This window comes from Haloarcula sp. JP-Z28 (assembly GCF_011440255.1).
GTDB classification, from domain to species: domain Archaea; phylum Halobacteriota; class Halobacteria; order Halobacteriales; family Haloarculaceae; genus Haloarcula; species Haloarcula marismortui.
Genome location: NZ_JAAOHT010000097.1, coordinates 1 through 12,265, shown reverse-complemented (window position 1 = coordinate 12,265; position 12,265 = coordinate 1). Strand labels below are relative to the sequence as shown.

Annotated in this window: 18 protein-coding genes and 3 pseudogenes; 3 read left to right on the top strand and 18 right to left on the bottom strand. The window is 56.1% G+C overall.

Annotated features, from left to right (window positions below; translation table 11 throughout):
* Positions 1 to 242: 242 nt before the first annotated feature.
* Positions 243 to 1,079, bottom strand: a complete 837-nt coding sequence (locus G9463_RS21855) for a DUF4870 domain-containing protein (protein ID WP_165897821.1) — start codon at positions 1,077 to 1,079, stop codon at positions 243 to 245.
* A gap of 52 nt (positions 1,080 to 1,131) precedes the next feature.
* Positions 1,132 to 1,722: a hypothetical protein gene (locus tag G9463_RS21850; protein WP_127014864.1), complete on the bottom strand. Its 591-nt coding sequence runs from the start codon at positions 1,720 to 1,722 to the stop codon at positions 1,132 to 1,134.
* Positions 1,723 to 2,072: 350 nt separating this feature from the next.
* Between G9463_RS21850 and G9463_RS21845 the strand changes: the two genes are divergently transcribed.
* The 3 genes and pseudogenes from G9463_RS21845 to G9463_RS21835 all read left to right on the top strand — a co-directional run bounded on the left by G9463_RS21845 (position 2,073) and on the right by G9463_RS21835 (position 4,226).
* Positions 2,073 to 2,465, top strand: coding sequence for a DUF5684 domain-containing protein (locus G9463_RS21845; RefSeq protein WP_240150117.1), 393 nt, complete (start codon positions 2,073 to 2,075; stop codon positions 2,463 to 2,465).
* 338 nt (positions 2,466 to 2,803) lie between these two features.
* Positions 2,804 to 3,265 carry a DUF3592 domain-containing protein gene (locus G9463_RS21840; RefSeq protein ID WP_165897819.1) on the top strand — a complete coding sequence of 154 codons (462 nt, stop codon included), beginning with the start codon at positions 2,804 to 2,806 and terminating at the stop codon, positions 3,263 to 3,265.
* A gap of 280 nt (positions 3,266 to 3,545) precedes the next feature.
* A pseudogene (locus G9463_RS21835) lies at positions 3,546 to 4,226 on the top strand (IS6 family transposase).
* On the opposite strand, the gene G9463_RS21830 reads toward G9463_RS21835, so the two are convergent.
* The 16 genes and pseudogenes from G9463_RS21830 to G9463_RS21750 form a co-directional block, all read right to left on the bottom strand.
* Complete coding sequence (locus tag G9463_RS21830) at positions 4,213 to 4,401, bottom strand: hypothetical protein (RefSeq protein ID WP_193569703.1); 189 nt, start codon at positions 4,399 to 4,401, stop codon at positions 4,213 to 4,215. The pseudogene G9463_RS21835 and the gene G9463_RS21830 overlap by 14 nt on opposite strands.
* A 65-nt stretch (positions 4,402 to 4,466) precedes the next feature.
* Entirely contained in the window at positions 4,467 to 4,754 is a 288-nt protein-coding gene (locus G9463_RS21825) for a type II toxin-antitoxin system RelE/ParE family toxin (RefSeq protein WP_165897817.1), read from the bottom strand.
* Positions 4,744 to 5,040, bottom strand: coding sequence for a ribbon-helix-helix domain-containing protein (locus G9463_RS21820; protein ID WP_165897816.1), 297 nt, complete (start codon positions 5,038 to 5,040; stop codon positions 4,744 to 4,746). Before G9463_RS21820 ends, G9463_RS21825 begins: the two co-directional genes overlap by 11 nt.
* 9 nt (positions 5,041 to 5,049) lie before the next feature.
* Positions 5,050 to 5,511: a hypothetical protein gene (locus G9463_RS21815; protein WP_240150116.1), complete on the bottom strand. Its 462-nt coding sequence runs from the start codon at positions 5,509 to 5,511 to the stop codon at positions 5,050 to 5,052.
* A gap of 75 nt (positions 5,512 to 5,586) precedes the next feature.
* Positions 5,587 to 6,213: pseudogene (locus G9463_RS24620) on the bottom strand (transcription initiation factor IIB family protein); the annotation flags it as partial.
* Between the two features lie 126 nt (positions 6,214 to 6,339).
* On the bottom strand, positions 6,340 to 6,558 hold the full coding sequence (locus G9463_RS21805; RefSeq protein ID WP_127014873.1) for a hypothetical protein: 219 nt from the start codon (positions 6,556 to 6,558) through the stop codon (positions 6,340 to 6,342).
* A 101-nt stretch (positions 6,559 to 6,659) separates the two neighbouring features.
* A complete protein-coding gene (locus tag G9463_RS21800) occupies positions 6,660 to 7,016 on the bottom strand; it encodes a nuclear transport factor 2 family protein (RefSeq protein ID WP_049939215.1) in 357 nt (118 codons plus the stop codon).
* Positions 7,017 to 7,137: 121 nt separating this feature from the next.
* Complete coding sequence (locus G9463_RS21795) at positions 7,138 to 8,412, bottom strand: IS4 family transposase (RefSeq protein WP_165897815.1); 1,275 nt, start codon at positions 8,410 to 8,412, stop codon at positions 7,138 to 7,140.
* Positions 8,413 to 8,526: 114 nt separating this feature from the next.
* Positions 8,527 to 8,787: pseudogene (locus tag G9463_RS21790) on the bottom strand (TFIIB-type zinc ribbon-containing protein); the annotation flags it as partial.
* 57 nt (positions 8,788 to 8,844) lie between these two features.
* Positions 8,845 to 9,531 carry a hypothetical protein gene (locus G9463_RS21785; protein WP_165897814.1) on the bottom strand — a complete coding sequence of 229 codons (687 nt, stop codon included), beginning with the start codon at positions 9,529 to 9,531 and terminating at the stop codon, positions 8,845 to 8,847.
* A gap of 621 nt (positions 9,532 to 10,152) precedes the next feature.
* Positions 10,153 to 10,368 carry a hypothetical protein gene (locus tag G9463_RS21780; RefSeq protein WP_121537888.1) on the bottom strand — a complete coding sequence of 72 codons (216 nt, stop codon included), beginning with the start codon at positions 10,366 to 10,368 and terminating at the stop codon, positions 10,153 to 10,155.
* Positions 10,361 to 10,564, bottom strand: coding sequence for a hypothetical protein (locus tag G9463_RS21775; protein ID WP_004966200.1), 204 nt, complete (start codon positions 10,562 to 10,564; stop codon positions 10,361 to 10,363). Before G9463_RS21775 ends, G9463_RS21780 begins: the two co-directional genes overlap by 8 nt.
* A gap of 233 nt (positions 10,565 to 10,797) precedes the next feature.
* The gene (locus G9463_RS21770; protein WP_165897813.1) at positions 10,798 to 11,163 is read right to left on the bottom strand and encodes a hypothetical protein; all 366 of its coding nucleotides are present in this window, start codon (positions 11,161 to 11,163) and stop codon (positions 10,798 to 10,800) included.
* Positions 11,164 to 11,220: 57 nt separating this feature from the next.
* On the bottom strand, positions 11,221 to 11,460 hold the full coding sequence (locus tag G9463_RS21765; protein ID WP_165897812.1) for a hypothetical protein: 240 nt from the start codon (positions 11,458 to 11,460) through the stop codon (positions 11,221 to 11,223).
* The gene (locus G9463_RS24170) at positions 11,457 to 11,972 is read right to left on the bottom strand and encodes a hypothetical protein (protein ID WP_240150114.1); all 516 of its coding nucleotides are present in this window, start codon (positions 11,970 to 11,972) and stop codon (positions 11,457 to 11,459) included. Before G9463_RS24170 ends, G9463_RS21765 begins: the two co-directional genes overlap by 4 nt.
* Entirely contained in the window at positions 11,969 to 12,259 is a 291-nt protein-coding gene (locus tag G9463_RS21750; RefSeq protein WP_007188962.1) for a hypothetical protein, read from the bottom strand. The genes G9463_RS24170 and G9463_RS21750 overlap by 4 nt, the downstream gene beginning before the upstream one ends.
* Between the last annotated feature and the right edge of the window lie 6 nt (positions 12,260 to 12,265).

Below are 12,265 nucleotides of genomic sequence, written 5' to 3'. Positions count from 1 at the left end.
CGGCTTCCTTCGCACACGGACCAGTCAACACGACGTGCTCGATGGCACGGAATAGCGGTCGGTCTCTTGCGCCCCATGTCTTAGTTCACGCTCTCTTGGGATAGCAGCGTTTCCATCAAGTCAACACGGACATCTGAATACTACTACGCAGTTCAAGCGGAAATTTATCAACTCGAAATGAGACAGGCCGGACCTTACTTAGACGGCAGAAGGTAGTAGATTTTCAGTATTGCTATAGTGAATCATTCCGACGATGTCGTCCACCACCGAATCAAGTACACGATCGACGATATCCAGAATGCAGCAAGGAAGACATACATTGCATCGCCTTGAGGCGATACCGACTGAGTGAAGCTCCACGAAACCACATAGCCGATAGCAGCGACGAGAATTGGGAGGCCAACATGTGCAAAAACGTGTGACTGCTGGTCGGCATCTTGCAGCCAATGTTCCTTGCCATGACGATACATCGCGATCCCTGTCAACGGGGTCAAACCCAGTATTAGGCCGAGCAACCCGAAGGCAGAAAGGATGACTATAGCATCGTTTGCTGAAGCAAAGAAAACAGCCCAGATGAGCAATGGTGACAAGACAATGTATCCGAGTATAACAAGCGGCCATCTATCCGAGAGATTAATATGGGATCCAAACCGCTCGACGAGAGCTAATGAGAATGGATACCGCCATGCCGTCCCAAATATGGCTTTCACCATTGCGATGAGTCCGACAGCGAATGTCCAAGCCGTGACAGCAAACCAAAGCATGAGAAGTGCCGAAGTAACGATGCCGGCGACCGTCGACACAGACGATGGAAGGATGGAAACATCAGTGATGCCTTGTCCAGTAAGTTCGGCATAGGTGAGCACAGAGCCAAACGTGATGGCTGTTATCAGTAGCACAGTAAGGTGCCAGTCGAGCGCGTTGCGGGCGTTTCGCTTTGTGAACTCGTCAGTGGCGAGGAGATACAGGATTCCAGCTCCGACGACGCCAGTTGGAATCGCAAGGAAGTGGATGAGGATGCCACCGAGTGAGCGTTCCTCGAGCAGTTTGGGTCCGGGCGTAGGTGGTGTGGAGGTCATGGGTTGAGTGGAGGGCTTTGAAGTCGTATTAGTGATCTCTGATTCGTTTTGCTTACGTCGATGGCAGGAGGTTCAGTGGGCCATATCTGTCACGAACCCACCGGACTGTCCGCTCGGTGACGAGTAACAGTATGCTCACGACTACCAGGTCGAATGCGGTATCCCAGAGTAGGATGTCGCTTTGGGTACCGCTTACATCAGCACCAATGACTGTGAGGACGCCACCAAGTGCGAGCAGGACGAGGCTCAACTGGAACCCAGCGAGCACGAGTGTGCGGATTCCAGCCGTGTCCGAGAGGGTAAGGAATCCGCGAGTGGAGAGCCGATCCAGCGGGGTGTTTGCATTCAGCGCATCTTTGCCCTCGGGCGACACTGGCCAGTCCGACTCTGGGTGGTTGATGTAGTACAGGCTGATCGAGTCAGGGTACGTTTCGGTTGCGACGACATCGATCTCCTGAAGTTCTTGAAGCCGGTTTCGAACCGTGGCCCGACTGACGTCAGGCTTGATGCGCGCATGCAGTTGACGGATCGAAAAGAACGGTCGATCGGACTCAAGCATCGTCTCGACAACGTGTTCCTGCGTGAGCGTGTTGTCGAGGTTCCGATCAATCCGTTTGTCGATCCAGGTTGGAATCGCGGACACGGTATCGCTGGATAGTTGACGGGGATAATTAAAATCGGACGGGGATTTTGTGCCCGTGAACTGCAATTTGACGGCCGTAAAACCGGATTAGTCTTTTTTCAAAAACTGGGAAACCACCGTACGTCGACGGTTTTGGATGCTGCCCTGAAAAAAATAAGCCGACCGAGGTTCATAGCCATGAACCGGATATTTTCGGAGTTGGCATGAGCCGAGACCGGCTAGATGAACTACCTCGGGGGTTAGTCTCGGGACACCCAGCCTGCGCCGCCTGTAGACTGACGGACGTACAATTGACCAGTACCGTCACGGAATTCACCACTTTTTTGTTAGGTCAGTAAACCACTATGTATATGGTCCCCATTGAGGTGTTAGCTACCCCCCTCCAGAGCAGTGATGCCGGTGGTATCGTGCTCCTCTTATTCCAGCTATTGCTCGCTGCAATCCAGATTGCCGGGATGTGGATGGTATTCAAGAAAGCTGGTCACGCAGGGTGGAAAGCAATCATTCCGATATACAACTTCTATATCATGCTTCGGATCGGGGAGAATGCATGGTGGTGGTTAGTCCTCGTTTTTATCCCGATACTAAATCTCTACGCGCTGTACAAGATTCATGCCGGCGTGGCTCGAGCGTTCGGGAGAGGTATCGGCTTCGGATTAGGGCTCACCTTCCTTGGTATTCTCTTCTTCCCACTGCTGGGCTTTGGCGATTATCAGTATCACCAGTCCAGTGGGCTCGCATAATATGGACGCGGTGATCCCAAGTTTGTAACCAATTACGGGGTCACTCTCAAATTAGGCCGATGGGCTGAGTTTGGACACATAGCGCAGTGTAGAGGGTGTCATACAACTCTCCTCACACTATCTATGACTCTCCCAACAAACGGTCAGTACAGAGGTTGTATATGTCACTCTGTGAAGCTGTATGACGATCTGGATATTGAACCAGCCCGGGAGCGGGTGAAGGAGACAGACGACTTCCCGCCGCTGTCGCGGGTGGCCCAACCTCCCCGTAGATTAGTGCATTGCGCAGTGAGAAACACACCGAAATCGGTATTTAGTATTCCTAAATAATCACAGATGTGTCAAAGCTGTCTCTGATAAGTATAACACTGGGGGTTATGCTGCTCGGAGCTGCTGGATATATGGCATACTCCCAACAGCAAAGCCTCTCATCCGGAGTACAGATTGAAGCCACCGTAGAGAGCAAAGATATCACCTATTCCTCAGACAATGGAGGTAGGTACACACCCCACGTTACGTACAGCTACACGTACAACGGAACCCAGTACACTTCTGAGAACATCAGACCGGGGACAGGAACAAAAACGTCCAACACAAGGGCTGCCGCCGAAAACAGAATCGACCAGTATAATGTCGGGGAGACAACCACGGCCTATGTTGTGCGAGGCTCGCCCTCGAAATCGTATCTCAAAAAGAAGAGTAACCCACTTCCACTTATGACTAACCCTCTGCCCGCTATAATCGGCGTTTTAGGCTTGGCCTTTGTCGGATTACCAGTCTACAAATCCGCGGCTTCTTAGTTGTGAACTGCTCTGTCGAGGTGACACCCATCCACTCGGATACTGAATCTATGCTCTATGCTCTGCTCTACGTCTCAAATGTGATTCGGAACAAGGTTATCACATCCTGAGGTCGGGCTCACATATGAGTGGCACGTATCGACCCATTTGAGCGGCACTGACTCCCACACCTTACGATGGCTGGTGCGCGCTCTGTATCCAGCAAGTTATTATGAACATCAACGGGCACTGTCTAGTTGAGCGAGTTTGAGAAGCGAGGAGGTCGTAGCGAGAAGTGTTCATGCCACTCGCAGACTTCCTCAGAGAAACGTTAGATAAGGACAGCCAAGATGTTTGGGAGAATGAGCGCACCCCGACACCCGTCCGGCGGTTTGGGGTGCGTCTCCATACGGCGGGGCTGTCGATCAGGGAGACGGTCGCAATCTTAGACTTGCTGGGTGTCGATCGCTCTCACGGAGCGGTCTGGAACTGGGTTCACACGCTATCGGAACAACAGAGCGACCTGCCGACGGCGGAGCCGTCGCGGGTCGCAGTCGACGAGAAACAAATCGAAGTTGACGGCGAAAAGAAGTGGCTGTACGCTGCCGTCGACGTTGATTCGAAGTTGTTGCTAGATGTCGACGTGTTCAGCCGCCGCGGAACCGACCCCGCGGCGGCGTTCCTTCATCGACTCACTCAGAAACATGATGTCGCCGATTCAGTGTTTTTCGTCGATGCTGGCGGCTATTTGACTGCCCTCTCACGCCACGATTTGAGCGGTCGGCTTGACTATCGAATCCGGAACCACATCGAAAAATGGTTCCAGACTGTGACCATGTGAATCGACCGCTTTCACTCCTTCTAGAGGGGCAGTCAATCCAGCGCGAAACAGTGGTTACGACGCTTCAGACACCACTACAACCATGAACGGCCGAACCAGGCACTCGACGGCAAAACGCCGGCTGAGGTCATCCAGAACTAGACAGTGCCCCCTCGATGCCAGTGTCGACGTAACGAAGGGTGGCCGTCCGGACCTGTTCCTCGTTTCCGTCGACGACGACTGTCCCGTTAATTGCTCGCTGGCCGAGCATCCAAACGGGACCCACACCGGCTGGTGCAGCTGCGAAGTCTTCCAGGCGACGACCGTCTGCCCGCATCTCTGTGTTCTCCGCCAGCACGCTGCCCTCGGTGATCTCGACCTTCCAGAACGAACAAGCGACAGTCAGTCGTCGTCAGCCGTGTAAGCACCGCTCCGGTGTTCGGTTCCGTGGATTTCAAGCACTGAGGCATCATGTGCAAGCACACATGCGAGGCGGTACGTTCCAACTCGGAGTTTCCAGAACGGCCCGCCAGTCAGTGGTTCTAGGAAGTCCTTGGGCTCGCGCCATGTTGAGTCGACAACTTCGTCTAGTTTCGAAACGATTCGATCCTGAACGTGTGTATCGAGATCACCAAACTGCTCAGTCGTACGCTCAGTGAACTTCCACGTCCACTCAGCGTCACTCGTCATTACCGTCTTGATCCATCATTGTACGGACTTCCTCACGCGAAACCAGTTCAGCATTACCCGCCCGAAGATCATGCTCGCTCGCGGCGATCTGTTTCCACCCACTCCGACTAAATGCAGGGTGCTTCACTGCATCCCGAGCGACGTGGCGAAGGAACTCACTCCGTGAATTGAATCCCTCCTCCTGCCACGTTGCATCGATGTCTTCGAGAAACGATTTGCTCAATCGGAGGTTTATTTGTACCATCTCTGGACCACCGTTTCCAGTATCGCTGTCTGCATCAGACATATACAAATGCTATACGTTCGTGTAGTATAATTCTTCACCTATTCTGAGACGTACGGCTGCTCTGTCGAGTAGTGGTATCGTCTCATCAGCCGTCGCACATCGAGACATCAGCCAGCGGCCGAACGTCGACGCGCCCAGTCCGGTCGTGGTCAAGACACTGGACAGTCGTTCTCGAACTGTCGCCTGCGAACACGGCTCGACGTCAACCCCTAGCCGGGGGTCGTCTCGAATCTGGACGTACTCTGCGTCGACGTCCAACGGCGTGTGCTTGACTCGACACCAGATCGTCTTCGCTCCGGCTTGGTCTAGATCAGTCACGTACCGAGCAGCCACCGCTTCGTGGCGAAGTTCGACAAGGACTCGTTCGACAAACGATGCGACCTTCGTTGGCGACCGTGGCGCTGGGACCGACGCAAAAACACTCGAAGAGTCGTGCTGTGCCGCCGATTCTGGAGTATCAGTAACTGACATATGTCTCTCTCAGGACGTGCTTGTTGGCTCGCCCTGCACCCTCGCCGGGGCACGCAAAACAACGGTCGCGAGCGGTCACGCAACGATATACTCCTCGATCTCTTGGAACCACTGCGGGGCCGTCGTAATATGCACATCTAGTGGCTCGCAGATCGTCGCTTGTGTGAGCCGGATGTCTGACTCTTTCCCGGCGAGGTACAGAGCGCCGGCTGCGACACCGTCTGGTCGCCCGTTGATCTCGGTAGACTCAGTTGCCTGCTCTGCGAGTTCGAGTGCCCGCTGGCGAATCTCCGGGGAAACGTCGAATGGAAGGTCCGAACAAATCCGCGCCACCCAGTCCACCGGGAGCGATACTGGAATCGGAAGGTCAACTTCCACCAAGAATGTCCGGTAGCAGTTCCATATATGGGAGTCTGAACACCGGGCAACGTCGGCTACCGTCTCCATCGTCACGAGGCCATTGCATCGGCAGGCAGCGTATACAGCGGCCGCTGCACCGTCTTCAATCGACCGTCCGATTAGGAGGTCCTTGTCTTGGGCTTCCCTGAAGAACGTGGCTGCCTGCTCTTTCACCGCCTTACTCTCAGACAGCGCACTCGCAATGCGTCGGATTTCGCCAAGCCCGTGAGCGAGATTCCGGTCGCGCTTGCTGGTGAACTTCGACCGGCCATGGAGTTGTCGCTGGCGAGCAAGCCGTCGACGCCAGGGAAGGGCGGACGGCCCTGCGTGAGTGGCTCATGTACGGGACAGGCAGTACAGAGGAATTACCGACCGTGCTGATTCTTGGCCGTTTTGTCGAAACGAATACTTGCTTCTATCGTTTCCCAGTTACGGAATGAGAGAAATGAGCGACTTTTTCAGCAGTCTCCGTCCACCTTCCGTGAGTTCCCCGCTCGCCTTTCCGTCGATGGCCGTTCCCGGTGGGACCGTATATATTGCCCATGGCATGAGGTGGGTGGTGTCGTTGAACGAGATACCGCTGAGATGCTCGTCTTTGAGCTCGGGTGTGGTTTGCTGGTATCCTCCGGCGCTGGTTCCGACACACATCACAGTACAAGTACAACCCCTTGCTGGGGTTCCTATCCTGTCTCGACGCACGCGGGAACACGGCCCTCAGTCGTCACGTTGAGCTTCAGCGTCGCGACCAATCAAACCGTATCTCGGTCCGTGTAGGTGTAGCGACGCTTAATCAGACCAGCCTCGTTGAATACGAAGAAGTCGGCAAATCCAAATGAGACAGCGGTATCAGCTTGCACGCCGCTAAATGTCCCTCTCACCGCAACAGTCTCGTCTTCGCTGGTGAGCGAGTGGATTTCATGGGACCCAGCAGACAGCGGCCGTTGGTTGAGATAAAAGTCCTTGAGAGCGTCTCTGTTACGAATGTTGTCCTGCCCAGGGCGTTCATACACTATACTCTCATCAAAGAGAGCAAACACTGTATCATACTCTTCAGCATCGACCGCCGTGTAGTACGCTCGAACAGCATCTTCGTTCGTCTGTGACATAGTGGTTCATATTCCGCAGAATAAAAGTAGTTCATCATTTTTCTAAACTCGGTACTGTTTAGCTCCGGATAATTTCGGCTGGTGTTCTCCTGTTGAGTTGTAGTTGGGCATTCGTCTTTAGCTAAGACTCACACCTCGGTTGTGTAGCGGTAGCGAGCGTTTCTTGTAAGATCGGTCGTTGTTGGTGGATCTTCTGAGCATCCTCGATCAGCCGCTCCAGCAACGGTGGTGGCGAGTAGCCAAGGTACTCGCCGAGTTCGTGGAGGATGAGCTGGGCGTGCGACCGGAAGGTCGCCGCCCAGCGTTCCGGCGGAAACACGATCTCATCGTCGGCCTGCTCGGTGACCAGATCCAACAACTCACGACTCACCAGCAGTGACAGCAACGCCGCGTACAGTAGAATTTTCACGACATCAGGGCTGTTCGTGTCGAATTCGTCCAGTTCGTACTGCGTCTTCAACTCACGGAACAACGTTTCTACCTCCCATCGACACCGATACAGCGTCGCTAGATCTGTCGGGAGAAACTCCTCTCTCGGCAGATTCGTGATGTACAGGTGGTAGTCGTCGGCGTCCTCGTTGCGGACGCCGACGACGCGAAACCGCTTCGTGTCCAACGACCGAGTTCCCTCGTACTGGCCGCGCTTGAACTCCGCTTCCATCTCTACGTCGATGTACTTCCGCGAGAGATCATTGACCACGTCGTGGATCTGTTTGCCCTCCAAGGGAATAGCGCGGCCGCGCCATTCCCGTAATTCCGCCGTTATCACCGGATTTGCGTTCTGCTTCAGCTGACTCACAAAGTAGCCGTCGTTCTCGTCGATCAACGCAAAGCGGCGGTATTTGAAGTACGCTCGATCAAACAGAACCAGTCGGCCTTGCAGCCACGATCCAGTCTTGAACAGCGCGCTGTCGTGCGTTTTCTCATCAGTCACATCGATCCGTTCTATGGTCTGGTCGGTAGCGTTGTGGAGCAGGTGAAGCTTCGCTCCAGCCTGCTCCTCGTGGCGGGCTTGAAACTCATCAGAGAGAAACTCGTGCAACCGCAACACCGTTCCATCAGCGATCATCACGTCCCTGAATCGGTCGATATCAGCGTCAACAGTATCAGGGACAGCGACCTCGTCGAGGCCACGCTCGACGAGGTCGCGGAGATACTCTGCGAGCAACGGTGTCAACCGATGATAGAAGCCGCCAGAAGAGATCGGTTCGTCAGCTGTAGCGTTGTAGCAGCGTCTAAACCCAGCGAGTGTTCGGCTCTCGCCTGCGGCGAAGCCGAACACGAGCGCCCACACGGAGACAGGAATCTGGAGCTTGCCCTCTCGCTCGAACACGCCGAGTTCCTCGGCGTGCTCTTCGAGGAACTCGGAGGGCAACAGTGTAGTGAGCCGACGCATGATTCTCGATGAGGAGGCTCTGTTGGACACAGCTATCGACTCCTCATTCCTCTCGAAAAGAAGCCTCGATAAGCCGCTGCTGTCACGCGGTTTTTCTCTTAGCTAAAGACGGATGATATCTGCACTCTCAACCGAGCCGATGTTCGTCGACAGGCCTCGGTCGTGGCGAGTGGCCGTCCGAGGTGCGCCCGTCCGTTTCTGTTCCTCCTTGTCGTACGTCCGCCATTCCGGCCTGCGGTCGATCTGGTCTTGGTCGGTTACCAGGCCACAGTCCTCGCAGTTCGTTTCCCGCCCACTGCTGTCGAGTTCGCCGCCACACTCGGGACAACCCGACGTAGCTGTAGACAACTCTGTCTGGACAGTTTGTGAAGACATATTTCGAGACATCCTCTCACCTGACCAGAGGGGCAGAAAACACACTGCGGCGCCCGGTTAGGCGTCTGGCAGTTTTCCATCCGGGCGCGGGACTCGCTGGGCGTCGATCTCGATCTCGACCCGGCGACGGTGCTTGCACCGCTCGGCCTCATCGGGACAACTGCACGTCTCCTCAAGCACGTCGACTTCGTACCGGCTATCCGACGCTGAGTGAACCTCGTAGCGACCGGGCTTTGCGAGGAAGGAAACGTCGATATCTTCCTGCTTCGCTCGCTTCGTTCGTGGTTCGTCCTCGGAGGTGACGGCCAAGGGGTCCTCGTTGGGGTCTGTGACACCGCCGTCGTCAAACCGAACCTGCATGACTCCGCCGTCAGCGACTGCCTTGCGGGGTTCGCCGTCGACGTGCAATCCGAACTGGTCGTCCAGAGCGTCGTCGTCCACCCACTGCGGGATAGGTCGCTCGCCGGTGGCGAAGGCGACTCGCTTCTGGTGCTTGCACTCCTCGCCGGGGTTGAACTGTTTCCACTTGCACTCACAACTCCCTGTTCGAGTGTCGACAAGATACTCTGAGCCAGACCCGGAGTTGACCAGGAAGAGGGCGTCGGCGTTTCGTGCCCGACCAATCGAGTCCATCACGGTCATCACTTCGGTCAGTGCCCGAACGGTCCGGTTGTTCGGGTCAGCCTCCTCCAGTTCGCTCTCGTCGATGCTGCTGACGTCGCTACGGGATTCTGTGGTAGCCATGAATGACAGGCGGCACGCCCTCTCTGGGACGCCCCTCACCCTGCTGGGGCACAGAAAATTCGGTGACTAGAGCTGGTTAAAGCGTGATTCTATTCTCGTACAGGAGTGGTCAGTGCAGAGTAATAATTTATCTCACATCCAATTGTTGTGTCTGTCATGAAGTCTTGGCCCTCGGCTTTGGTCGGTCTCGGAATCGGTGCCGTACTTGGCTATGTCTTTGGTATACAGCGCGGAGATCTGTGGATTGGGGGTAGTATAGCAGTTACGTCGTCAATTGCAGGGTACGGTTATCTTGCGTATCCCCAGTATCGAACCAGATGGTCTGGTCCCCGCTCGAAATTCTGGTACACTCTCGTCGGTGTGTTGGCACCCACGCTGATGCTTCTTACGCCAAACAGTCCTCTCCTCTCCGATGATCTGTCGATAGTGGTTTTCCTGGGTTGTCTCTGGCTCGGTGGCGTTAATGCCGGCGTGGCACTTGTACACGAGTCCTCAGACAATACCGATAACGAAGCACCATCGACTCTGCAATCGTCTCCCAGTGATTGAGCTCAATACGCACACTTACTGAGCGGGCGTTCCAGCCAGCACCATGGCCGAAGAAACTGCCTTCTCACCCGGTCAGAGTTCGGTCGCCTGCATCTGCTCGTGGGCGTCGGGATTGACCACCGGGATGACGCCCTCGATCTCCTCCTTGCCGTACTCCTCCCGGATCAAGTCGTGTATGTCGTTCGCGAGAGCAACGGCCTCGTCTTGCTTGTTGGAACTCGCCTCGTTCTCAGGAAAATCTGCTGGCCCGACGCCCTCAACAACGATGAACAGGTGGTCGTCACTCATTTTCGACCGCCTCGACGAGCAGCGTCGTTTCGGGCAGGTCGTCGCGAGAGGTCGACAGGAACTCGGACGTCTCTAGCGTTTCCTCGACCAACTCGACCAGTTCCTCCGAGACATCGCCAAAGTGAACGATGGCGTCGGGATCGGGGTAGTTGTCGTACTGCTGTGCAGCCGTCTTGTCTGTCTTGTTCTTACTCATAATCGGTCGGCGGCACGCCCTCTGTGGGACGCCCCGCACCCCACTGGGGCACAGAAATTATACGATGGCTCGTTCCCAGCCATCCGATTCATCGCGATGAGCCTCACCTACCTCCTGAAGCGGGACCGCCGGACCGGCCTGCCGGTCCAAGGTGGAGCGTGTCCCCCGAGCGCTTGCGCTCGGGAACCGTGAGCATGAGAGTGAGTGAAAGAGTGGCTGGTACGGCTCCTCGATTATTCCGCGATCACGTTCCCGTCCTCGTCGATGGCATACCTGAGTGGGTACACGTTGCCGTCGATATGCGTGGACTTCTTCGGCAGCGTCTCGTTCAGCCACGCTTCCCGGTCGGCGTCGGTCTGGATGTCCTCGTTGGGCTGATGCACACTGAACAGGTCCATGCTCACCCAGCGATTGACCGTCAGCTCACCGGATGGGGAGTACACCTTCACCCGCTCCTTTTCAGCGTCGACACCAGCGACGACAACCGTAGACGCGTCTTCGGCCGTTTTCAGTCCATCACCGATATCCACGGCATCAGGGTCGATATCGAGGTCGTCGAACTGCTGTACAGCCGTCTCGTCTGTCTTGTTCTCAGTCATAATCGGTATGCGGCACGTCCTCCGTGGGACGCCCCTCACTCCGTTGGGGCACAGAAATTATGCGACGGCTTGCTCCTCGGTATCCGATTCATCGCGACGGATCTCGCGTGCCCGCTCTCGGAGGCGAGACTGGACTGGCGTCCGGTTCTCGTGCTGGTTTTCGTATGCGAGATACTGCTGGATCGTCTCCATTGAGTGCATACAGTTGATGCCGGCGACGATGGGCTGGAGATGGTCGGCGTCCAGCAACCGCTCGGGAGGGAGTTTGTCGAGGATTGGGTCAGGAGTGTCGCTCATGAATCCTCCTCTCGGAAGTCATCGAGTGTCGTCCTGCGTTTGTACCGACAGCCCGGGTAGTGAGCCAGCAGCGTCTCGTCGACGGCGTCCCAGAAGCCGATTTTGTGTGGCGCAACCGACTGCCAGAACCGGGCGCGTGCCAGTGCTGCCGAAACTCGCTGGCGTTCCTCGCGACGCCACTGCTCGCGCTCGATCATCGCCATGTCGAGGCTCCCTCCGGTCTGTCTGTCTGTCATGTACGAGCTGGCAAGCTCCAGCCCAGCATCGAGTGTGCTTCGCGTCCCGACCAGTTTGGTCGCCCGTTCGAGCGTCCAGCCAGCATCGCTTCGCTTGAGCAGGACTGTCGCTCCGGTGTCGGGGATGTGCCAGCCGATCGTGTCGTTGCCAGCGGCGAGAAATTCCCATTCGCCCGTAGCGGCCTCCTGTGCCGCGCGCTCTCTGTCAATCAACGCATCCGAGCGTGGGCCACCAGCGCCGAAATCACCCAGCGTGGCCGTTCCTGCTGCGTTCATGCAGCGACCTCCCGCCGGTCCCAGTCAGCGAATTCAGCTTCGATGGCGCTGATGATGCTTGTGACCTGTTCCTCTAGCGTATCTGCCTGCTCGCCGTTGACGTCCAGAAGCGAGCGAAGTTCGAGTACGTCCGGGAGGTCGATACTGTCTGAGCGCCGGGCCACCGCACGGAGGACAACCGCTTGAATATCGGCGCTGTCGGGCTGCCCTCGAACAGTCGTCGCGATGGACTCGACGAACTTTGGGATGGTTGGCTGTGACAGGTCTTCCGAACGACGGCAGGACATATTTCG

What these genes read in the sequence shown, in the direction of transcription:
- G9463_RS21855 (WP_165897821.1), bottom strand. Translation starts at nt 1,079, where the DNA reads ATGACCTCCACACCACCTACGCCCGGACCCAAACTGCTCGAGGAACGC.
- G9463_RS21845 (WP_240150117.1), top strand. Translation starts at nt 2,073, where the DNA reads ATGGTCCCCATTGAGGTGTTAGCTACCCCCCTCCAGAGCAGTGATGCC.
- G9463_RS21830 (WP_193569703.1), bottom strand. Translation starts at nt 4,401, where the DNA reads ATGCGGGCAGACGGTCGTCGCCTGGAAGACTTCGCAGCTGCACCAGCC.
- G9463_RS21825 (WP_165897817.1), bottom strand. Translation starts at nt 4,754, where the DNA reads ATGACGAGTGACGCTGAGTGGACGTGGAAGTTCACTGAGCGTACGACT.
- G9463_RS21820 (WP_165897816.1), bottom strand. Translation starts at nt 5,040, where the DNA reads ATGTCTGATGCAGACAGCGATACTGGAAACGGTGGTCCAGAGATGGTA.
- G9463_RS21815 (WP_240150116.1), bottom strand. Translation starts at nt 5,511, where the DNA reads ATGTCAGTTACTGATACTCCAGAATCGGCGGCACAGCACGACTCTTCG.
- G9463_RS21805 (WP_127014873.1), bottom strand. Translation starts at nt 6,558, where the DNA reads ATGTGTGTCGGAACCAGCGCCGGAGGATACCAGCAAACCACACCCGAG.
- G9463_RS21800 (WP_049939215.1), bottom strand. Translation starts at nt 7,016, where the DNA reads ATGTCACAGACGAACGAAGATGCTGTTCGAGCGTACTACACGGCGGTC.
- G9463_RS21795 (WP_165897815.1), bottom strand. Translation starts at nt 8,412, where the DNA reads ATGCGTCGGCTCACTACACTGTTGCCCTCCGAGTTCCTCGAAGAGCAC.
- G9463_RS21785 (WP_165897814.1), bottom strand. Translation starts at nt 9,531, where the DNA reads ATGGCTACCACAGAATCCCGTAGCGACGTCAGCAGCATCGACGAGAGC.
- G9463_RS21780 (WP_121537888.1), bottom strand. Translation starts at nt 10,368, where the DNA reads ATGAGTGACGACCACCTGTTCATCGTTGTTGAGGGCGTCGGGCCAGCA.
- G9463_RS21775 (WP_004966200.1), bottom strand. Translation starts at nt 10,564, where the DNA reads ATGAGTAAGAACAAGACAGACAAGACGGCTGCACAGCAGTACGACAAC.
- G9463_RS21770 (WP_165897813.1), bottom strand. Translation starts at nt 11,163, where the DNA reads ATGACTGAGAACAAGACAGACGAGACGGCTGTACAGCAGTTCGACGAC.
- G9463_RS21765 (WP_165897812.1), bottom strand. Translation starts at nt 11,460, where the DNA reads ATGAGCGACACTCCTGACCCAATCCTCGACAAACTCCCTCCCGAGCGG.
- G9463_RS24170 (WP_240150114.1), bottom strand. Translation starts at nt 11,972, where the DNA reads ATGAACGCAGCAGGAACGGCCACGCTGGGTGATTTCGGCGCTGGTGGC.
- G9463_RS21750 (WP_007188962.1), bottom strand. Translation starts at nt 12,259, where the DNA reads ATGTCCTGCCGTCGTTCGGAAGACCTGTCACAGCCAACCATCCCAAAG.